Annotated in this window: 18 protein-coding genes; 6 read left to right on the top strand and 12 right to left on the bottom strand. The window is 55.6% G+C overall.

Annotation, left to right across the window (positions count from 1 at the left end; translation table 11 throughout):
* The first annotated feature begins 46 nt into the window (after positions 1-46).
* Both ACQG2Q_RS01685 and actP read left to right on the top strand, forming a co-directional pair.
* The gene (locus tag ACQG2Q_RS01685) at positions 47-361 is read left to right on the top strand and encodes a DUF485 domain-containing protein (protein WP_022646763.1); all 315 of its coding nucleotides are present in this window, start codon (positions 47-49) and stop codon (positions 359-361) included.
* A complete protein-coding gene (gene actP / locus ACQG2Q_RS01680; protein WP_023299099.1) occupies positions 358-2,007 on the top strand; it encodes a cation/acetate symporter ActP in 1,650 nt (549 codons plus the stop codon). The genes ACQG2Q_RS01685 and actP overlap by 4 nt, the downstream gene beginning before the upstream one ends.
* 33 nt (positions 2,008-2,040) lie before the next feature.
* On the opposite strand, the gene ACQG2Q_RS01675 is transcribed toward actP, so the two are convergent.
* Complete coding sequence (locus tag ACQG2Q_RS01675) at positions 2,041-2,730, bottom strand: LrgB family protein (RefSeq protein WP_063850425.1); 690 nt, start codon at positions 2,728-2,730, stop codon at positions 2,041-2,043.
* Positions 2,723-3,133 (bottom strand): CidA/LrgA family protein, encoded by a 411-nt coding sequence (locus ACQG2Q_RS01670; RefSeq protein WP_022646760.1) that lies wholly within the window; start codon positions 3,131-3,133, stop codon positions 2,723-2,725. Before ACQG2Q_RS01670 ends, ACQG2Q_RS01675 begins: the two co-directional genes overlap by 8 nt.
* Before the next feature lie 102 nt (positions 3,134-3,235).
* Here ACQG2Q_RS01670 and ACQG2Q_RS01665 point away from each other — a divergent pair, with 102 nt between their 5' ends.
* On the top strand, positions 3,236-4,123 hold the full coding sequence (locus tag ACQG2Q_RS01665; protein WP_022646759.1) for a LysR family transcriptional regulator: 888 nt from the start codon (positions 3,236-3,238) through the stop codon (positions 4,121-4,123).
* A 512-nt stretch (positions 4,124-4,635) separates the two neighbouring features.
* Here the strand turns inward: ACQG2Q_RS01665 and ACQG2Q_RS01660 are convergent.
* The 4 genes from ACQG2Q_RS01660 to soxR form a co-directional block, all read right to left on the bottom strand.
* Positions 4,636-6,282 (bottom strand): Na+/H+ antiporter, encoded by a 1,647-nt coding sequence (locus tag ACQG2Q_RS01660; RefSeq protein WP_022646758.1) that lies wholly within the window; start codon positions 6,280-6,282, stop codon positions 4,636-4,638.
* A 153-nt stretch (positions 6,283-6,435) separates the two neighbouring features.
* Positions 6,436-7,785, bottom strand: a complete 1,350-nt coding sequence (gene ghxP, locus ACQG2Q_RS01655; RefSeq protein ID WP_022646757.1) for a guanine/hypoxanthine transporter GhxP — start codon at positions 7,783-7,785, stop codon at positions 6,436-6,438.
* A gap of 297 nt (positions 7,786-8,082) precedes the next feature.
* Positions 8,083-8,754 carry a glutathione S-transferase family protein gene (locus ACQG2Q_RS01650; RefSeq protein ID WP_022646756.1) on the bottom strand — a complete coding sequence of 224 codons (672 nt, stop codon included), beginning with the start codon at positions 8,752-8,754 and terminating at the stop codon, positions 8,083-8,085.
* Between the two features lie 310 nt (positions 8,755-9,064).
* Complete coding sequence (gene soxR, locus ACQG2Q_RS01645; RefSeq protein ID WP_003860275.1) at positions 9,065-9,523, bottom strand: redox-sensitive transcriptional activator SoxR; 459 nt, start codon at positions 9,521-9,523, stop codon at positions 9,065-9,067.
* Positions 9,524-9,621: 98 nt separating this feature from the next.
* Between soxR and soxS the strand changes: the two genes are divergently transcribed.
* The gene (gene soxS, locus ACQG2Q_RS01640; protein WP_003860277.1) at positions 9,622-9,948 is read left to right on the top strand and encodes a superoxide response transcriptional regulator SoxS; all 327 of its coding nucleotides are present in this window, start codon (positions 9,622-9,624) and stop codon (positions 9,946-9,948) included.
* Positions 9,949-9,954: 6 nt separating this feature from the next.
* On the opposite strand, the gene ACQG2Q_RS01635 is transcribed toward soxS, so the two are convergent.
* Positions 9,955-11,520: an EAL domain-containing protein gene (locus tag ACQG2Q_RS01635; RefSeq protein WP_023299098.1), complete on the bottom strand. Its 1,566-nt coding sequence runs from the start codon at positions 11,518-11,520 to the stop codon at positions 9,955-9,957.
* 265 nt (positions 11,521-11,785) lie between these two features.
* On the bottom strand, positions 11,786-13,186 hold the full coding sequence (locus tag ACQG2Q_RS01630; protein WP_063850406.1) for a sensor domain-containing diguanylate cyclase: 1,401 nt from the start codon (positions 13,184-13,186) through the stop codon (positions 11,786-11,788).
* Positions 13,187-13,627: 441 nt separating this feature from the next.
* Here ACQG2Q_RS01630 and ACQG2Q_RS01625 point away from each other — a divergent pair, with 441 nt between their 5' ends.
* The gene (locus ACQG2Q_RS01625; protein WP_022646751.1) at positions 13,628-13,909 is read left to right on the top strand and encodes a YjcB family protein; all 282 of its coding nucleotides are present in this window, start codon (positions 13,628-13,630) and stop codon (positions 13,907-13,909) included.
* Positions 13,910-13,970: 61 nt separating this feature from the next.
* On the opposite strand, the gene ssb1 is transcribed toward ACQG2Q_RS01625, so the two are convergent.
* Positions 13,971-14,495 carry a single-stranded DNA-binding protein SSB1 gene (ssb1, locus tag ACQG2Q_RS01620; protein WP_045620928.1) on the bottom strand — a complete coding sequence of 175 codons (525 nt, stop codon included), beginning with the start codon at positions 14,493-14,495 and terminating at the stop codon, positions 13,971-13,973.
* Positions 14,496-14,746: 251 nt separating this feature from the next.
* Between ssb1 and uvrA the strand changes: the two genes are divergently transcribed.
* Entirely contained in the window at positions 14,747-17,569 is a 2,823-nt protein-coding gene (uvrA, locus tag ACQG2Q_RS01615) for an excinuclease ABC subunit UvrA (protein WP_003860287.1), read from the top strand.
* A 3-nt stretch (positions 17,570-17,572) separates the two neighbouring features.
* Here uvrA and ACQG2Q_RS01610 read toward each other — a convergent pair whose 3' ends face one another.
* The 3 genes from ACQG2Q_RS01610 to aphA form a co-directional block, all read right to left on the bottom strand.
* The gene (locus ACQG2Q_RS01610; protein WP_006810472.1) at positions 17,573-17,926 is read right to left on the bottom strand and encodes an MmcQ/YjbR family DNA-binding protein; all 354 of its coding nucleotides are present in this window, start codon (positions 17,924-17,926) and stop codon (positions 17,573-17,575) included.
* A 2-nt stretch (positions 17,927-17,928) separates the two neighbouring features.
* On the bottom strand, positions 17,929-18,345 hold the full coding sequence (locus ACQG2Q_RS01605) for a secondary thiamine-phosphate synthase enzyme YjbQ (protein ID WP_023305263.1): 417 nt from the start codon (positions 18,343-18,345) through the stop codon (positions 17,929-17,931).
* 112 nt (positions 18,346-18,457) lie between these two features.
* A complete protein-coding gene (gene aphA, locus ACQG2Q_RS01600) occupies positions 18,458-19,171 on the bottom strand; it encodes an acid phosphatase AphA (protein WP_048966216.1) in 714 nt (237 codons plus the stop codon).
* Positions 19,172-19,406 lie beyond the last annotated feature (235 nt).

Here is a 19,406-nt window from a genome sequence, read left to right as displayed (position 1 = left end):
GGAGAGGGGATAAAAACAAACCAACCTTACCTTTGGAGACTCTGTGATGAATAACGATATTTGTCAGCAGATAGAGAATAGTGCGCACTACAGGGAGCTCGTCGAAAAACGGCAACGGTTTGCCTTTATCCTTTCCATCATCATGCTGGTTATTTACGTCGGCTTTATTCTGCTGATCGCCTTTGCGCCGCAGTGGCTCGGTACGCCGCTGCACGCCGGAACCAGCGTTACGCGCGGCATCCCAATTGGCATTGGCGTTATCGTTATTTCGTTTGTGCTGACAGGTGTGTATGTCTGGCGTGCGAACGGTGAATTCGATCGTCTTAACAGAGAAGTTCTGCGCGAGGTAAAAGCATCATGAAGCGAGTCCTGACGGCGCTTGCCGCCACACTTCCCTTTGCTGCCCATGCGGCAGATGCCCTTACCGGCGAGGTCCAGCGCCAGCCAACCAACTGGCAGGCGATTATCATGTTCCTGATTTTCGTGGTGCTAACGCTTTACATCACCTACTGGGCGTCGAAACGCGTGCGCTCCCGTAACGATTACTACACCGCGGGCGGCAACATTACCGGCTTCCAGAACGGGCTGGCGATTGCGGGAGACTTTATGTCTGCCGCCTCGTTCCTCGGGATCTCCGCGCTGGTTTATACCTCGGGGTATGACGGCCTGATCTACTCCCTCGGCTTCCTCGTCGGCTGGCCGATCATTCTGTTCCTGATTGCCGAGCGCCTGCGTAACCTTGGCCGCTACACCTTTGCAGACGTAGCTTCATACCGCCTCAAACAAGGCCCCATCCGCATGCTCTCCGCCTGCGGTTCGCTGGTGGTGGTGGCGCTGTACCTGATTGCGCAGATGGTGGGCGCGGGTAAATTGATCGAGCTGCTGTTCGGTCTGAACTACCACGTCGCGGTGGTGCTGGTAGGCGTGCTGATGGTGATGTACGTCCTGTTCGGCGGCATGCTGGCCACCACCTGGGTACAGATCATCAAAGCGGTACTGCTGCTGTTCGGCGCCAGCTTTATGGCCTTTATGGTGATGAAACACGTCGGGTTCAGCTTCAATAATCTGTTTACCGAAGCCATGTCAGTGCACCCGAAAGGGGAAGCGATCATGAGCCCGGGCGGGCTGGTGAAAGATCCGATATCCGCGCTCTCGCTCGGTCTCGGCCTGATGTTCGGTACCGCTGGCCTGCCGCATATCCTGATGCGTTTCTTCACGGTGTCTGATGCACGTGAAGCGCGTAAAAGCGTGTTCTACGCCACCGGGTTTATGGGCTACTTCTACATACTGACCTTTATCATCGGCTTTGGCGCGATCATGCTGGTGGGGGCAAACCCGGCGTTTAAAGACGCGGCGGGCGCGCTTATCGGCGGTAACAACATGGCGGCGGTGCATCTGGCCGACGCGGTAGGCGGTAACCTGTTCCTCGGCTTTATCTCTGCCGTGGCCTTCGCCACCATCCTCGCGGTGGTTGCCGGGCTGACGTTGGCTGGTGCGTCTGCGGTATCGCACGATCTCTACGCCAACGTTTTCCGCAAAGGCGCAAGCGAGCGCGATGAGCTGAAAGTCTCCAAAATCACCGTACTGGTGCTGGGCGTCGTCGCCATCCTGCTGGGGATTTTGTTCGAGAAGCAGAACATCGCCTTTATGGTGGGGCTGGCCTTCTCGATTGCGGCAAGCTGTAACTTCCCGATCATTCTGCTCTCCATGTACTGGTCAAAACTGACCACCCGTGGGGCGATGATTGGCGGCTGGCTGGGGCTGCTGACGGCGGTGATTCTGATGATCCTCGGCCCGACCATCTGGGTGCAGATCCTCGGTCACGAAAGCGCTATCTTCCCGTATGAATACCCGGCGCTGTTCTCCATTGCCGTGGCGTTTATCGGGATCTGGTTCTTCTCAGCGACCGACAACTCGCCGGAGGGTAACCTGGAGCGTGAGAAATTCCGCGCCCAGTTTATCCGCTCGCAAACCGGCCTGGGTGTTGAGCAAGGCCGCGCGCACTAAACCTTTTCTCCCCGGTCGCTCTGGCCGGGGAACTTAAAACATCACCCACGCCACCAGCGGCGCGATTAATACCATTGTCACGCCCGAGAGCATCATCATCAGGCTTGCAACAACGCCTTCCTGCTGTCCCAGCTCATACGAACGTGCCGTCCCCGCCCCGTGCGACGCCGCGCCAAACCCTGCCCCTTTCGCCATCCCTTCGCGAATGGAAAGGCGCAGAAACAGCACATCCCCCACTGCCATGCCGAACACGCCGGTCACCACCACAAACAGCGCCACCAGATCCGGCTGTCCGCCGAGCGGTTTAGCCGCCGCCAGCGCGAACGGTGTGGTCACCGAGCGTACCGCCAGGCTGCGCTGGATTTCATCAGACAGGGTAAACAGCCGCGCCAGCCAGACCGAGCTGCACACCGCCACTACCGTCGCGGTGACGACTCCCGCGCTGAGCGACATCCAGTGGCGTTTAATAATTGCCAGGTTGTCATACACCGGCACCGCAAAGGCGATAGTCGCCGGGCCGAGCAGCCACAGCAGCCAGTGGGATTCACCAATGTAGTTCTGCCAGGAGATATGGCCGAAGACCAGCATCAGCACCAGCAGGATCGGCGTAAAGACCAGCGGCATCAGCGGCAGCGTGCGAAAGCGGCGATACAGGCGCTTGTTGGCAAAGTAAATGACGACTGTCGCAATCAGGCATAGCACGCTTATCTGAAAGTTAGTCATGCTTCTGCCTGCTGATTTCAAAGCGATACACTTTATCCACCACCCAGGCGGTGGCGCCCAGCACCATCAGCGTGCTCAGGGCGATAACCGCAAAGATGCGCCAGCCGTCGACCATCAGCAGTTGCGCATAATTCACCACCGCCACCACGGCCGGAACGAAGAACAGCAGCATCTCCGCCAGCAGCCAGCGCGCACCGGCCCGCACCCAGCTAAGGGGTAACGCGCGACAGAGGATCAACGTCAGCATCAGCACCATTCCCACCAGGTTGGCGGGTAAAGGCAGGTTCAGCCAGTCGACAAGATATTCAGCAAAAACAAACAGTCCCGCGTAGAGCAGTACCTGAACCGGTACCTGGAGTCGTTGAACAACGGCAGGCGTAACACGGCTTAACGCCACGGCCATGGGGGTTTTCCTCAGAAATGAGACGAGGCGCCAGTATAGTGAGCGTACGGTATCGACTGAAATGAATTAAAATCATCGAAGGTATAGTTTCGAGGAATAATCATGGACATAAGAACGCTGCGCTATTTTGTCGAGGTGGTTCGCCAGCAAAGTTTTACCCGCGCAGCGGAGAAGTTATTCGTAACCCAGCCTACCATCAGTAAGATGCTGAAAAACCTCGAAGATGAGCTGAACTGTACCCTGCTGATCCGCGACGGGCGCAAGCTGCTGCTGACCGATACCGGTCGCGTGGTGTTCGAGCGCGGGCTGGCAATTCTGGCGGAGTTCCGCCAGCTGGAGGCCGAGCTTGGGGACATCAACCACCTGACAAAAGGGCTGCTGCGGCTCGGCATTCCGCCGATGGTCGGCATGATGATGGCCGGGCCGATTAGCCTGTTTCGCCAGCGCTATCCCGGCGTTGAGCTAAAAATCTCTGAGTTTGGCGGCCTGACCGTGCAGCAGGCGGTGATGAACGGTGAACTGGACGTGGCCATGACGGCCCTTCCCGTGGAAGAAGAGAGCGGGCTGGCAACGCTGCCGCTGTTCAGCCACCCGCTGTGCGTGCTGGTGCCGCGCTCCGGCGACTGGCTGAAGATTGAATCAGTAAAACCCGAGCTGCTCGGCGAACACCCGCTGCTGATTTACAACGAAGATTTCGCCTTAAGCCGCCAGCTGATGGCGCTGTTTAACCAGCACAACGTAAAGCCGCGCATTGCGGTGCGCAGCGGCCAGTGGGATTTTCTGGCAGCGATGGTACAGGCGGGCGTGGGGATAGCCATTCTGCCGCAGCCGATCTGCGAGCGGCTGGATAAAAACACGCTGCGCTGGATCCCGCTGGAGAGCGATCTGCACTGGCAGTTAGGGATGATCTGGCGTGAAGGGGTGTATCTGTCGCACAGCGCACAGGCGTGGTTGCAATGCTGTGAGGGGTTTTGGGTACCCTCACCCTAACCCTCTCCCTGTGGGCTGAGGGATCCCCAGTAATTTTTTTATGCAGAAGCAATAAAGTTGCTTTCTAAATGACTGAGGGCTGTCAGCGATGCCCTGGTCCGGCTGTAAATCGCTGAGGCGTTTCCTGCAGGCCGGGGCGAGGCGCAGGGATGCGCCGAGAGGGCGGCTTTACAGGGACGTTGCCTCCGCCCGTACCCGATAAGCCGGAAGGAATAAGCCGAGGGCACCGCGAAGCGGCGATTTACCGCCGGGAGCCCGGGTCGCCAGGGTGGTGGCGACTGAGCCACCCTGGCACGTTCACCGGTCATGTCGTTACAGAGTAGCAAGGAACATAAAGTGAACGGAATGACCACCACCGCCGTATGTTCCCCTCACCCTAACCCTCTCCCCGGAGGGGCGAGGGGATTGCTCAGTGCTCGCATTAATTTGTGGGGAACCCTCAGCCCATAGGGAGAGGGAACCGATCGAGCACGTAGGCCCGGTAAGCGCAGCGCCACCGGGCAATTACAGCGCTACTGATTCTCTATCAACAACGCTTCCAGCAGATCTAGATCGTGCAGCAGCTTTTGCAGCGTCTCGTTGCTGATCTGCCGCGTCGCGCGCAGGTGATACAGCTCGGCACGCTCGGAGCGCAGCGCCGCCAGGCGGAAACGGCGCTCGAGGTTCTCTTCCTGCAACGAACTTTCCACGTCGTTACGTCCGTCAGCACGGCGACGCAAATTACCGATCACGCGTGAACTGACTTCCTTCAGCAGCTGGTTATCAATGTTCTCTTCGGCATCGGCGGCCAGACGCTCCTCCATCTTCTCGATGGCGACAATCGCCACTTCCGCCGTCGCCGCACGGGCAATCCGCTCTTCCTTATGCTGCTGCGAGGTGTCACCCGCATCAATATGCTGCAGCAGAATCGGCAGCATAATTACGCCGACAAACAGGGAGAAGAGGATCACGCCCGCCGCCAGGAACACCAGCTCGTAGCGCGCCGGGAAGACGTCGCCCGTCGGCAGAAGCAGAGGAATGGAGAGCACACCAGCAAGGGTAATCGCCCCGCGAACGCCCGCGAAAGAGGCAATCAGCAGCTCGCGCGTGGTCCAGGAGCCGAACTCCATCGGCTTTTTGGTCAGGAAGCGAACGCTGAACTTCTTCATCGTCCACAGCCAGCCGAAACGCACCAGCATTAGCGAAAGGTAGATGAGTACGATATCGGTAAACAGCATCCAGACTTCAACGTTTGGATCCGCTTCGGCCGCGATCAGCGAAGATTCCATAATGCCCGGCAGTTGCAGGCCCAACAGCAGGAACACCATGCCGTTAAAGACAAACTCGAGCATCGCCCAGGTACTGTTCGCGCGCAGACGCATCGCCAGCGGCGCCCGGCGCATCACGCCGGAACGGGTGATGGTCATCCCCGCGGCTACCGCCGCCAGAATGCCCGACACGCCGATATGTTCGGCAATCAGGTAAGAGGCGAACGGCAGCAGGAACAGCAGGACGATCTGCGTCGCCGGTTCATCGCCGCCCCAGCGGCTGAGGAAGCGCAGCGAACGACCGTACAGCCAGCTTACAACAAAGCCTGCGAGGATACCGCCAATCGCCACCTTGAAGAATTCGAGGGTTGCACCGCCGACGGTAAAGACCATGGTGCCCATGGCTACCGCCACGGCAAACTTCAGGGCGACCAGGCCGGAAGCGTCGTTCATCAGCGCCTCGCCCTGCAAAATGCCCATGATTTTCTTAGGAATGCGCCCTTCGCCCACAATGCCGGACAGCGCCACGGCGTCGGTCGGCGACAGCACGGCAGCCAGCGCAAAGGCGGGTATAAGCGGGATCCCCGGTACGGCCCAGTAGATCAGGAAACCAATCCCGACCACGGTAACGACCACCAGCGCCAGCGCCAGACCGAAGATCTCTCGCCCGTGCTCAAGAAATTCGCGCGTCGGCGTTTTCCAGCCATCGGCAAACAGCAGCGGCGGGATAAACAGCACGAGGAACAGTTCCGGATCGAACTCCACGTGCAGACCGAACGTCGGCCACGCCAGCAGCGCGCCGATAGCTATTTGCATTAAAGGCAGGGGGACCTGGAAGGGCAGTACGCGTGTAACCACCCCGGATAATGAGACCACAAGGGTCATGATGAGTATTGTGAAGAAAATTTCCATGCGTTCCCTGTTTGCTGTGTTTCTTTTTAAGCCAAACCTGAGGCGTCGTGCCTCTTATTCTATCCTCTCCAGAGTAACGTAAAAGACAACGGGATGAGTCCTGAAAATAAAAACGGGCGGCCTGAGCCACCCGTTTTCGCATCAATGGATAACTTAAATTGCCCAGCCGCCCGCGTAGAACGCCACCAGCGCAACGGCGATGACAACGGTACCGATGTTCAGCTTGCGCCACTCACCGGAGACCAGACGCCCAATCACCAGCGAGGCGAAACCGATCATAATGCCGGTCACGATGTTACAGGTCAGCACGATAAAGACCGCGGTGATCAGACCGGACATGGCATCAACAAAGTCAGCAAAGTCGATTTTCGCCACGTTGCTCAGCATCAGCAGGCCGACGTACATCAGCGCAGGTGCGGTCGCGTAAGCTGGCACCAGATAAGAGAGCGGAGAGAGGAACAGGATCAGCAGGAACAGTACGCCAACGGTAATAGCCGTCAGGCCGGTTTTGCCGCCTGCCGCCGTACCCGCTGCGGACTCAATGTACACTGCCGCTGGCGCTGCACCCACCAGGCCAGAGAAAACGCTGCTCAGGGAGTCGGTGGTCAGCGCTTTGCCGCCGTCAATGATCTGGCCGTCTTTGTCCAGCAGGTTAGCCTGCCCCGCCACCGCGCGGATGGTCCCGGTGGCGTCAAACACCGCGGTCATTACCAGCGCCAGCACGCTTGGCAGGATCACCGGGTTCAGCGCGCCCACAATATCCAGGCTGCCAATCAGGGAGTTACCGTTGTCATCGCTCAGCGACGGCATGGCGAAAATCCCGGAGAAATGAACGGACGGGTCGAAGATCAGACCGACGATGGACACGCCGATAATGGTCAGCAGAATGCCGCCCGGCACTTTCAGTTTTTCCAGGCCAATGATCACCGCCAGACCCACCAGCGACATAATTACCGGGAAGCTCGCGAAGTTACCCAGCGCAACCGGCAGGCCGTCCAGCGGGTTCTTGATGACCAGACCCACGCCGTTGGCAGCGATCAGCAGCAGGAACAGGCCGATGCCGATACCGGTGCCGTGCGCCACGCCCTGCGGCAGGTTGCGCAAAATCCAGCTACGGATGCCGGTAGCAGAGATCACGGTGAACAGAACACCCATCAGGAACACCGCGCCGAGCGCTACGGGGACGCTGATATGCTGGCCCAGCACCAGGCTGAAGGCGGTAAACGCGGTCAGGGAGATGGCGCACCCGATCGCCAGCGGCAGGTTCGCCCACAGGCCCATCACAATCGAACCCACACCCGCAACCAGGCAGGTGGCAACAAAGACCGCCGCTGGCGGGAAGCCCGCTTTGCCGAGCATGCCCGGCACCACGATGACGGAGTACACCATCGCCAGAAACGTCGTCAGACCGGCAACAACTTCCTGGCGCACGGTGCTGCCGCGAGCAGAAATTTTAAACATGGCGTCAAGTGAACCGCCGGTACGCGCAGATGGCGTAGACATAGAAAACATCCCCTGAAAATTTTTATTGAAAGTCCGTAAGCGTGGTGGAGACTCCACTGCCAGCGAAACGTCAAATCCTTGTGCTGCGTTTGCGACGAAAGGGGCGTCACAAAAAAAGCAAACGTTTAGCTCCGCGCTTACAAAACGGGTGGTCAAATGTAGGCAAACGATTATCTAGCCTAATACCCGCCCTTTTCAACTGAACTTTCTCGTTTTTCGCTAAAATTGCCTCATGACGATGAAGAATTAAGCAGAGGATGCGCAAACGTTATCGTCCATGCGCAATTTCGTTACATTTCATCCCCCGCCGGGTATCGTCAGCGGGCCGCCTTTCGCAAGCGTTGTCTGCCAGCCCGGACGTGCCTCCACTCTCTGTTTCCACGCCGCTATGTGGTCGAGATTGTCGATGCCGCCTCTCGCCAGCAGGGCGAAGAGGGGAAAACTCATCTGGATGTCCGCCATGGTCAGCGTGTCGCCGGCAAACCAGCTGTTTTCGGCAAGATGATCGTTAATAAAGCGCGCATGCGTTTCCAGCTGGCGGTTGAGATACGCTTTTTGCACCCCCTGCCCCAGCGCCTTACCCAGCGTGCGCAGGCCAAACGGGACGGGGGGTTTGCCGAGGCTGTTAAATACCAGCTTCATTAACAGCAGCGGCATCAAGGACCCTTCGGCGTAATGCAGCCAGAAGCGATACTGCACTTTATGAGCGGGATCTAACGGTTTGAATCGTGACGCCGAATCGTACGTTTCCTGAAGATATTCCAGAATCGCGCCTGATTCAGCCAGAACCAGTCCGTTATCTTCCAGTACCGGGGATTTTCCCAGCGGATGCACTTTTTTGAGCGCGTCTGGTGCGAGCATGGTTTTTTCGCGCTGGTAGCGCACAATCTCATATGTCAGACCCAGCTCTTCCAGCGCCCAGAGGACGCGATGGGAACGAGACTGGTTAAGGTGGTGGACCGTTAGCATGATGTTCTCCGGTGATTCATACTTTTTAACTATAGAAAACTGAACAACTTCACGAAAAAAATTCGGCTAAAATCTCATCATCTCCGGTGGCAAAAACGGCGGCCGGGCATAGAATTAAAGTGTCAGTACAAACCGGAACCTCCTCCACAAGCTCGACACGAGGAGTACTGATGTCGGGGGAAACCCTCCCGTGAGCCAGCGGGATAGAGAGAAAGACAAAGACCGGAAAAAACTAAAGCGCCCTTAGTGGCGCTTTAGTTCTTTATGCTTGTTGCCGGGTGGCGGCTGCGCCTTACCCGGCACACACCTCTCAATCCTCCTCCAGCAACCGCGCCCCCGTCCCCTGCTCGCCCAACCTGTCACCCGGGTTACGCAGCGGACAATCGCTACGTGATAAACACCCGCAACCAATGCAGCCATCCAGTTCATCGCGCAGGGCCACCAGCGTGTGAATACGACGATCCAGTTCTTCTCGCCACTGGGACGACAGCTGCTTCCACTCTTTCGCGCTCAGCGAGTGTCCTTCCGGCAATACGCCGAACGCGTCGCCGATGGTAGCCAGGGGGATGCCGATACGTTGCGCAATTTTGATAATCGCCACGTAGCGGAGCACATCGCGGGTATAGCGCCGCTGGTTTCCGGCGTTACGGATACTTTTTATTAACCCTTTGCTTTCATAGAAGTGGAGCGCCGACACCGCCACGCCGCTTCGTTTCGCCACTTCACCGGGGGTTAACAGCGCTTTGATGCGCGGTAATCTCTTTTCCATAAAACCTCTTTACCTCAAGTTAACTTGAGGAATTATACTCCCCCGCAGAGAAAACGACGAATCAACCAGGACAGATGTCTCCACAGAGGGGTAACCTTATGTCGCATCAGCAAATTATTCAGACGCTTATTGAATGGATTGATGAACATATCGACCAGCCGTTGAACATTGATGTGGTCGCTAAGAAGTCGGGCTATTCGAAATGGTATTTACAGAGAATGTTCCGCACCGTAATGCATCAAACGCTGGGTGACTACATTCGCCAGCGCAGGCTCCTGCTGGCGGCGCAGGCGTTACGCTCAACGCAGCGGCCCATTTTTGATATCGCAATGGATCTGGGCTATGTGTCGCAGCAGACCTTTTCCCGCGTCTTCCGCCGCGAGTTTGACCGTACGCCGAGCGACTACCGCCATCAGCTCAATTAATGCGTGTTAACGCAAGGGTTGCTGCTGCCAGGCCATAAATGCCTGGGGCGGCATCGCTTTCGCGAAGTGCCATCCCTGACAATACTGCACGCCACGCTTCAGCAGCCAGCTCACCTGCTCCCCCGTCTCGACCCCTTCCGCAATGGTTTTCAGCCGCAGGCTTTGCGCCATCTCAATGATGTGCTCGGCAATCAGGTGGCTGGTGCTGTTGGTGGTTAAGGTATCGATAAAAGATTTGTCGATTTTCAGGATATCGACGTTCAGCGAATAGAGGTTATGCAGGTTAGAGTAGCCGGTTCCGAAATCATCAATCGCCACTTCATACCCCGCCTGGCGAAACGCCTGAATGACCGGCGTGGTTTTCGGCACGTCAATAAACCCCCGCTCCGTCACCTCAATTTTTATTTGCTGCGCGCGAACCGAGTAAAAGCGGGCTTTGTCGGAGATCAGGGCAATAAGACGTGAAGAGTGAAAATCCGACGCCGACAGGTTAATCGAGACATACAGATCGGGGTGAGCGGCAAGAAAATGGCCCAGATCGGTGAACACCTCCTCCACGACGTAATCCGTAATGCGCTCAATCATCCCCTCTTTTTCGGCCAGGGGAATAAATTCCGCCGGGCTCATAACCTGACCGTTGAATCCTGGCCAGCGCAACAACGCCTCTGCTCCCACGCACTGGTTATTTTTTATATCAATAATGGGCTGATAATGGACGCACAGCTGGCGTTTATTCAGCGCCCGGTGCAGAAGTCGGCCAGGCGAATTGAATTCACGGTGTGTTCGCGACCACACCAGCAAAATAATAATGCTGCAAATCATCCCCAGCGGTAGCGTCAGAGTAGCCTGATGATAAAGCGTTTTATAAAAACGGGCATTGGAGGTTGAAACGATGGCCGCAATGGGCCTCTGCTCTGATTTTACGATCGTATAAAAACGGTCATCTTTCTGAAAAGTCGTTTCCTGATGTCGGAGCATCGAATGCAATAAAGAAATATTGGCTTTCTGACTCACAGAAAAGAATGCATTGCTGACGGTGTCATACACTCCCCACGACAGGGAACGATCGTCTGACATCACCTCACTGTACGAAAGCGGGTTGACCACTGCGACATAATTTCCGCGCTGCATATATATCATTTTATAACCATTAAAAAATGGCGTATCGCGAAAATAATAGATAGCAACGTCGGGTTTACGTGTGTAATTGGCAGCGGGGATGATGTAAGGATGATCCGGCGTAAAAAGGGTCGAGCAGAGAAAGTCCTGGCCTTCAGCATAAATTAAATCGGCAACAAAAAGGCGACCGCGGGAAACGTTCAACATATATTGACGATGCTCCGGCGTACACACTTTACCCTGATATTTTTCCGCGTCTTCCCGGGCCATATCAACCTGTTGAATAACCCGTTCAGTTTTGTTTAAAGCAAGTTCAGCAAACGTGCGCAGCTGAGCGCTGATTTCCGACACGGCTCTAAGCTGGGCAAACCATAGCGCAAGCATCACCGGCAGCATAACTACCATGATAATCCCGACCGCTTTGAGCATTTTGCGCCGCGCGCTACGATTCATTTCCCGCTCTGTATCCCTGCATGTTGTACGCCTGTAGCAATGAAGACCGGCTGCTTTGATAAACAGGTGATTACGTTGCATGAATCATGGGAAGTTAGCAACTGACTTTTGGTATTAAAAATCCTAAAATTCGTGATGCCGATAATATTTTCCCGTAAGCCAAACTAAAAGTATTCATTTCGTTTCTGATAAGGATAATAATTACCCGCGACAGGTGTGGAAAATTTGTTGGCTGAAATAGCCTGCTCTTTGTTCTTATGCTGATTTATAAATAATCAGACGCCAGAACCGTTTTTCCTCTTCCCGTACGCTTGGCGTCATATAATGCCTTATCAGCACGCATCAGTATGGCAGAAGTATCCCGTTGCCCCTGACAGACTTCAACCACCCCGGCGCTGAAAGAGAGTACCAGCGTTTTATCGCCCACACGCAGCGGTTTTGAGATCAGCGCGGCACGCAGCCGGGAAGAGAGCAACGTAGCGGCCATACCATCCGTACGCGCCAGCAGAAGAACAAACTCTTCGCCCCCTACCCGTCCCAGTGCTGACCCGGCCGGGCTCACTTCGCGAATACGGTCGCAAAAGTGAATCAATGCCGCATCGCCAACCTGATGTCCCCACCGATCGTTGATCTGCTTGAAATAATCGAGATCGAACATCAGGAGACAGAAATGGCTACTGACATCCTGCGGCGAACTGGCTGCCAGCGCCATTTTGAGCCGCTGTAAAATTGTCGAGCGATTCAGACAGCCCGTCAGATCGTCCGTGGTGGCTTTGACGGTCAGCTGCTGTTCTGCTTTTTTACGTTCGGTGATATCGAGGCCAATATTGAGAATGGAGTTATCCGGTAAAAGGATGTTTGACCAGAGGATGGTTAACGGCGTCCCGTCTTTACGCACCGGGTGCCATTCGTACATATCCTTAAGTGGTGCGAAACGAACCGACTCCTGCACGCGCTGTCGCTCCTCGGGATCCGGGTAAAACAGGGCCAGCGGATCGGGGTGCTCGCCGATTTCAGTCATACTCCAGCCAAAGACTTTTTCGCATTCGGCGTTCCACAATACACACCGGTTATGTCTGTCAAAGGCGTTCATCAATACCGGAGCACGTTCAAATAAAGTTTTATATTGCGTGACGACGCGCTGCATCTCTTGCGCTGTTTTTTCCCGCACGATGATGTCATCAAAATAATCTTTTAGCTTCTCGACCAATACCACCACGATATTTTTCAATATCGGTAACGAGGTCAGTTTTTCATTAAAAGCCAAAAAGAAATAACCACTGCACTGTCTGCCATGCGCTGAGAGTTTACACAGCACGCCGCTTTGCAGCCGCGCATAGCCCGGGTGCTGAGGGGAAAATACCGCCCGGCCAATATGCTCTTTCCAGTAGATAACGCGCCAGGCGCGGTGATGCCGTTGCAACAGGGTGCTGGCAAGAAAATCCGCCACGTTGAAGGCGTGACACGTCACGTCGCCGGCACAAACCACGCGCGGCCCGTCTGCGGATTCGACACTGACCCACGAGAGATTTGCCCCCAGTGCGCTGTTGATGATTTCCAGCATTTCAACCGGCGAACACTGCGCGTTGAGTTGTGGCATCAGCTTCGCCAGGGCGTGCAGAGCCTGCATGCTGTCGTTAATAATCTCGCGTCTTTTTTCTTTCATTATCTTTTCGCAGGTCATTAATCGAGAGAGCAACCGCAATAACTCATATCTGAATAAAAGAATAAGACCACGAAATCAAAGAGTATGCTGAGTGTTAAAAAAGAATAAAAATCCAAAAAAAACCAAATAATTCAATGTGATGAATTATTTTTGCGGGTACATTTATTGTTCCACACAAGCATAATCCATAGACATAATGCTGTAAACGCTATACAGCCGAGGGTGTTTTGCAAAGGTTTTGCTATCTGAATGAATTAAAAATAAAAATTCCGGCTTAGCGCCGATCTGAACGAGGACGATATATTTTACCCGGTTATAAACCCACTTTTACCTCATACGATACTGGCGAATAAAACAGCAAATGTGATATAGTTCACACATCTTATGTAACGAGAAACATTGTTTCATTCCAGTTCGTCTGTTTTGTCGAGGATGGGTTTTATGGCAACCATTACCACCAGTATGGTGCTCCTGCGCTGGCCGTTGTTGAGCGCGGTTTTGATGTTCCTGGCCAGCACGTTAAACATTCAGTTCCGAAAGTCCGACTACGCAGGTCTTGCTGTGATTAGCACCCTGTTAGGGTTGGGTGCCGCATGCTGGTTCGCGACAGGTTTGCTCGGCATTACGCTGGTGGATATGGCCGCCGTCTGGGAAAACATTAAAGTGGTGATGGTTGAAGCCATGAGCCACACTCCGCCAGACTGGCCGATGGTGATTACCTGATAGCCTGTTATAAAAAAACCCAGACATTGTCTGGGTTTTTTGTGTTTCACGCGTCTGGATATCAGAACGGGATATCGTCGTCGAAGTCCATTGGCGGTTCGTTAGACGGTGCCGGAGCAGACTGCTGCTGAGGACGAGACTGCGCGCCGCCGCTGAACTGATTGCCGCCCTGAGGCTGTTGAGGCTGACCCCAACCGCCCTGCTGCTGGCCGCCACCTGCCGGTGCGCCACTGCCCTGACGACCACCCAGCATCTGCATGGTGCCGCCTACGTTGACCACCACTTCCGTGGTGTATTTTTCCTGACCGGATTGATCGGTCCATTTGCGGGTACGCAGCTGGCCTTCGATATAGACCTGAGAACCCTTACGCAGATACTCACCGGCCACTTCAGCCAGTTTGCCAAACAGCACAACGCGGTGCCATTCGGTCTGCTCTTTCATTTCACCGGTCGCTTTATCACGCCAGGATTCGGAAGTAGCCAGCGTAATGTTGGCAACTGCGCCACCACTCGGCATGTAGCGTACTTCCGGGTCCTGGCCCAGATTACCGACGAGAATCACCTTGTTTACGCCTCTGCTGGCCATGTTCGTGTCTCCTGAATACGTTTCTTAATAGTGTAAACGCGCGAGTGTACCATTTCCATGCGACACTTTGATAGTTGCGTAGCATGTTCCAGAGTTCTCTCGCGGACTCGACATTGTTACACAGTGAATCAGAAAATGCATTCCAATACTGTATATTCAAACAGGTCATTTTGTGTCATAATTAGCCGTTTCTGACAGCCGTTTGTCCTTCAAACAAATCAGGCAATCCGTGTTCCAACCGGGAAAGGTGAATGGATAAGATCGAAGTTCGGGGCGCCCGCACCCACAATCTCAAGAATATCAACCTCATAATCCCTCGCGACAAACTCATCGTCGTGACCGGGCTTTCGGGGTCTGGCAAATCCTCACTGGCTTTCGACACTTTGTATGCCGAAGGACAGCGTCGTTACGTTGAATCGCTCTCGGCGTACGCGCGTCAGTTCCTGTCGCTGATGGAAAAACCGGATGTCGACCACATTGAAGGGTTGTCTCCTGCTATCTCCATTGAGCAGAAATCCACATCGCATAACCCGCGTTCTACGGTCGGTACCATTACCGAAATCCATGACTACCTGCGTCTGCTGTATGCGCGCGTGGGCGAGCCGCGTTGTCCGGATCATGACGTTCCGCTGGCGGCCCAGACCGTCAGCCAGATGGTGGATAACGTGCTGTCTCAGCCGGAAGGCAAACGCCTGATGCTGCTGGCGCCAATCATTAAAGAGCGTAAGGGTGAACACACCAAAACGCTGGAAAACCTGGCAAGCCAGGGCTATATCCGCGCCCGTATCGATGGCGAAGTGTGTGACCTGTCCGATCCGCCAAAGCTGGAGCTGCAAAAGAAACACACCATCGAAGTGGTGATTGACCGCTTTAAGGTACGTGAAGATCTGGCGACGCGTCTGGCGGAATCCTTTGAAACGGCGCTGGAACTGTCGGGCGGCACGGCGGTGGTGTCAGACATGGACGATGCGAAAGCGGAAGAGCTGCTCTTCTCCGCCAACTTCGCCTGCCCGATTTGCGGCTACAGCATGCGCGAGCTGGAACCGCGCCTGTTCTCGTTCAACAACCCAGCGGGCGCGTGCCCGACCTGTGACGGCCTCGGCGTTCAGCAATATTTCGACCCGGACCGCGTGATCCAGAACCCGGAGCTGTCGCTGGCGGGTGGCGCCATTCGCGGCTGGGATAAGCGTAATTTTTACTACTTCCAGATGCTGAAATCGCTGGCAGAGCACTATAAGTTCGACGTTGAAGCCCCGTGGGCCAGCCTGAGCGCGAACGTACATAAAGTGATCCTGTTCGGTTCCGGCAAAGAGAACATCGAGTTCAAGTACATGAACGATCGCGGTGACACTTCCGTGCGTCGCCACCCGTTCGAAGGGGTGCTGCACAACATGGAGCGCCGCTACAAAGAGACCGAATCCAGCGCGGTGCGCGAGGAGCTGGCGAAGTTCATCAGCAACCGCTCCTGCGCCACCTGCGAGGGTACACGTCTGCGTCGCGAAGCGCGTCACGTGTTTGTCGAAAACACGGCGCTGCCGACCATCTCAGACATGAGCATCGGCCACGCGATGGACTTCTTCAACAACCTGAAGCTCTCCGGCCAGCGCGCGAAAATCGCCGAAAAAGTGCTGAAAGAGATCGGCGATCGCCTCAAGTTCCTCGTGAACGTCGGCCTGAACTACCTGACGCTTTCCCGATCGGCTGAAACGCTCTCCGGCGGTGAAGCCCAGCGTATCCGCCTGGCGAGCCAGATTGGCGCGGGCTTAGTCGGCGTAATGTACGTGCTGGATGAGCCGTCTATCGGCCTGCACCAGCGCGACAACGAACGCCTGCTCGGCACGCTGGTTCACCTGCGTAACCTTGGCAACACGGTGATTGTGGTTGAGCACGACGAAGACGCCATTCGCGCCGCAGACCACGTGATCGACATCGGCCCGGGCGCTGGCGTGCACGGCGGACAGGTGGTGGCAGAAGGAACGCTGAAAGACATTATGGCGGTGCCCGAGTCGCTGACCGGCCAGTACATGAGCGGCAAGCGCAAAATTGAAGTGCCAAAACAGCGCGTGGCGGCGAACCCGGAAAAAGTGCTGAAGCTAACCGGGGCGCGTGGCAACAACCTGAAAGACGTGACCCTGACGCTGCCTGTCGGGCTGTTTACCTGCATCACCGGCGTGTCCGGTTCCGGTAAATCGACGCTGATCAACGATACGCTGTTCCCGATTGCGCAGACGGCGCTGAACGGCGCGACGCTGGCCGAGCCTGCACCGTACCGCGACATTCAGGGGCTGGAGCATTTCGACAAGGTTATCGATATCGATCAGAGCCCGATTGGCCGCACCCCACGTTCCAACCCGGCGACCTATACTGGCGTCTTTACGCCCGTCCGTGAACTCTTCGCGGGTGTACCGGAAGCGCGTTCGCGCGGCTACACGCCAGGACGTTTCAGCTTTAACGTGCGCGGCGGCCGCTGTGAAGCGTGCCAGGGCGACGGCGTAATCAAGGTTGAGATGCACTTCCTGCCGGATATCTACGTGCCGTGCGACCAGTGTAAAGGCAAGCGCTATAACCGCGAAACGCTGGAGATTAAGTACAAAGGCAAGACCATCCACGAAGTGCTGGATATGACTATCGAAGAGGCGCGCGAGTTCTTTGACGCCGTCCCTGCGCTGGCGCGTAAGCTGCAAACCCTGATGGATGTTGGTCTGACCTATATCCGTCTGGGGCAGTCAGCGACAACGCTGTCCGGTGGTGAAGCGCAGCGCGTGAAGCTGGCGCGTGAGCTGTCCAAACGCGGAACCGGTCAGACGCTGTATATTCTGGACGAGCCGACCACCGGCCTGCATTTTGCGGATATCCAGCAGCTGCTGGACGTGCTGCACCAGCTGCGCGATCAGGGCAACACCATCGTGGTGATTGAGCACAACCTGGACGTGATTAAAACCGCGGACTGGATTGTCGATCTCGGCCCGGAAGGCGGCAGCGGCGGCGGTGAAATCCTCGTCTCCGGTACGCCAGAGACCGTTGCAGAGTGCGAAGCCTCGCACACCGCGCGCTTCCTTAAACCGTTGCTGTAATCGTTACACGGAGAGCTGCTGTCGGATCGTTTCCGGCAGCAGTTCTACCGCCTGTTGATACGACGCATCTACCAGGTAGTAAATTTGCGAATCTGGCAGCGAGCCGTCGAGAAACACCGTACTCCAGTGTGCTTTATTCAGATGCTTGCTTGGCCTGACATCATCGTGCTGCTGGCGCAGTAAGTCGGCCAGTTCAGGACTGGTTTTCAGCGATGCCGCAGGACGTCCCTCCACCTCTTTTACCATCGCGAACAACACATCACCCACTTTGATCTGCGTGGCTTTCCAGTCGCTGTGAACGCTCTGTTCTGCGCCCGGCTTGCTCATGCAGTACTGAAGTATCTCCGAAATTGTCATCTTTATTCCCCTTGTAGCGTTGCGATAATTTTACGCGAACCACCGTGAATGCGATGTTCTCCCAGCCAGATCCCCTGCCACGTTCCCAGCAGCAGCCGTCCGTTGTGGACCGGCAGCATCAACGAGACCCCCAGCAAAGAGGATTTGATGTGCGAAGGCATATCATCCGCCCCCTCGTAATCATGGTCATACGGGGCGTTATCCGGGACGGTTTTCAGAAAATGCCGCTCCATGTCAGACCGGACGGTGGGATCGCAATTTTCATTGAGCGTGAGAGAAGCAGACGTGTGCTGAAGCAGCAGATGCAGCAAACCCGTTTTGACGCGCGACAGGTCGCGGATTTGCCCGATGACTTCGTCCGTCACCAGGTGAAATCCGCGTGGTTTTGCGCTTAAGGTCAGGGTCTGTTGATACCACATGTGCTGCTCCGTGTTGAAAGATGAATCTTTCTAAGTGTGCAGCAAGAAAGCGAAAGGTAAAACCCGCGCGGCGAGATTTGCTTAAAAAAGCATTCACCCCGCCGTTAATGCATCAGTATTCGGAGTTAACGATCACCTCTTCACCAAATTTTCCGGCCATTGGCAGCGGCCGGTAGGTGGAGTTCGAGGCGCGTAACACCCGGATGCCTCTGGCTCCCACATCGTGCGCCGCGGTGATGTCGTTATCTGAATCACCGTAGAACACCTTGATATTTTTCTTTTCCAGCCACTGGGTTTTGGTGTTTTGCCCTTCCTGGTCCCCGGCAAAAATGACCGGATTCATGCTGGCCGCCGGGATCAGAAAATCATCCTGTAGCGTTTTCGAGACGGTTTCGGTTTTGGTCTGGCTACGTCCGGTCACGAAGTAAATGCTGTCGCCGCGCTTTACGTGCATGGCGATCAGCGCGCGGGCAACCTCTTTCGGGATACTGAACTCATCCCAGCCGTTGTTCATCTTTTCCCAGAATTCCGGGTTTTTCAGATAGGCTTCGCTCTCAGGGGAGTACGTTTTTTTGCCGCGCCAGAAACCGGGACTGGAGAAGAGAACGGTATCGTCAATATCGAAGCCCACGGCCATCGGCGGGCGACCCGTCAGGCTGTTTTCGATTTGTGCCACTGAAACCCAGTGAATGGGGGCCTGTTCGGCAAGAATGGCGGCGGTGGTGCCGGTATAAAGCGGCGTGGGTGCAGAAGCCCGCGCAACAACGGTACTATTAAGCGAGAACAATAAGCAGGCGGCGCTGAGCGCCAGTGTGATCTTGCGCATGTTTTCCCCTGAATATTCAGTTTGTTATCTTTTTATTTTGAGCGGATGGTCAAAAACTATCCGACCATAACCCCAGCGGGAGGGGAAGAAAAGGAGTTTTTACTTATGAAGCTGAATAAAAAGAAGACGATCACAAAGTGTGGATGAGTGATGTAGGCCCGGTAAGGCGCAGCCGCCACCGGGCAAGATTTTCTGCGGCCTGATGCCCTCACCCCAGCCCTCTCCCACAGGGAGA

The organism is Enterobacter cloacae complex sp. 370H10, assembly GCF_050031535.1.
Classification (GTDB): domain Bacteria; phylum Pseudomonadota; class Gammaproteobacteria; order Enterobacterales; family Enterobacteriaceae; genus Enterobacter; species Enterobacter intestinihominis.
Note: the sequence above shows the minus strand (reverse complement) of the source record. Positions and strands in the feature narration are given on the sequence as shown.

Bases quoted from the DNA above. Each gene is read 5' to 3' on its own strand.
- ACQG2Q_RS01685 (WP_022646763.1), top strand. From the start codon at position 47: ATGAATAACGATATTTGTCAGCAGATAGAGAATAGTGCGCACTACAGG.
- actP (WP_023299099.1), top strand. From the start codon at position 358: ATGAAGCGAGTCCTGACGGCGCTTGCCGCCACACTTCCCTTTGCTGCC.
- ACQG2Q_RS01675 (WP_063850425.1), bottom strand. From the start codon at position 2,730: ATGACTAACTTTCAGATAAGCGTGCTATGCCTGATTGCGACAGTCGTC.
- ACQG2Q_RS01670 (WP_022646760.1), bottom strand. From the start codon at position 3,133: ATGGCCGTGGCGTTAAGCCGTGTTACGCCTGCCGTTGTTCAACGACTC.
- ACQG2Q_RS01665 (WP_022646759.1), top strand. From the start codon at position 3,236: ATGGACATAAGAACGCTGCGCTATTTTGTCGAGGTGGTTCGCCAGCAA.
- ACQG2Q_RS01660 (WP_022646758.1), bottom strand. From the start codon at position 6,282: ATGGAAATTTTCTTCACAATACTCATCATGACCCTTGTGGTCTCATTA.
- ghxP (WP_022646757.1), bottom strand. From the start codon at position 7,785: ATGTCTACGCCATCTGCGCGTACCGGCGGTTCACTTGACGCCATGTTT.
- ACQG2Q_RS01650 (WP_022646756.1), bottom strand. From the start codon at position 8,754: ATGCTAACGGTCCACCACCTTAACCAGTCTCGTTCCCATCGCGTCCTC.
- soxR (WP_003860275.1), bottom strand. From the start codon at position 9,523: ATGGAAAAGAGATTACCGCGCATCAAAGCGCTGTTAACCCCCGGTGAA.
- soxS (WP_003860277.1), top strand. From the start codon at position 9,622: ATGTCGCATCAGCAAATTATTCAGACGCTTATTGAATGGATTGATGAA.
- ACQG2Q_RS01635 (WP_023299098.1), bottom strand. From the start codon at position 11,520: ATGAATCGTAGCGCGCGGCGCAAAATGCTCAAAGCGGTCGGGATTATC.
- ACQG2Q_RS01630 (WP_063850406.1), bottom strand. From the start codon at position 13,186: ATGAAAGAAAAAAGACGCGAGATTATTAACGACAGCATGCAGGCTCTG.
- ACQG2Q_RS01625 (WP_022646751.1), top strand. From the start codon at position 13,628: ATGGCAACCATTACCACCAGTATGGTGCTCCTGCGCTGGCCGTTGTTG.
- ssb1 (WP_045620928.1), bottom strand. From the start codon at position 14,495: ATGGCCAGCAGAGGCGTAAACAAGGTGATTCTCGTCGGTAATCTGGGC.
- uvrA (WP_003860287.1), top strand. From the start codon at position 14,747: ATGGATAAGATCGAAGTTCGGGGCGCCCGCACCCACAATCTCAAGAAT.
- ACQG2Q_RS01610 (WP_006810472.1), bottom strand. From the start codon at position 17,926: ATGACAATTTCGGAGATACTTCAGTACTGCATGAGCAAGCCGGGCGCA.
- ACQG2Q_RS01605 (WP_023305263.1), bottom strand. From the start codon at position 18,345: ATGTGGTATCAACAGACCCTGACCTTAAGCGCAAAACCACGCGGATTT.
- aphA (WP_048966216.1), bottom strand. From the start codon at position 19,171: ATGCGCAAGATCACACTGGCGCTCAGCGCCGCCTGCTTATTGTTCTCG.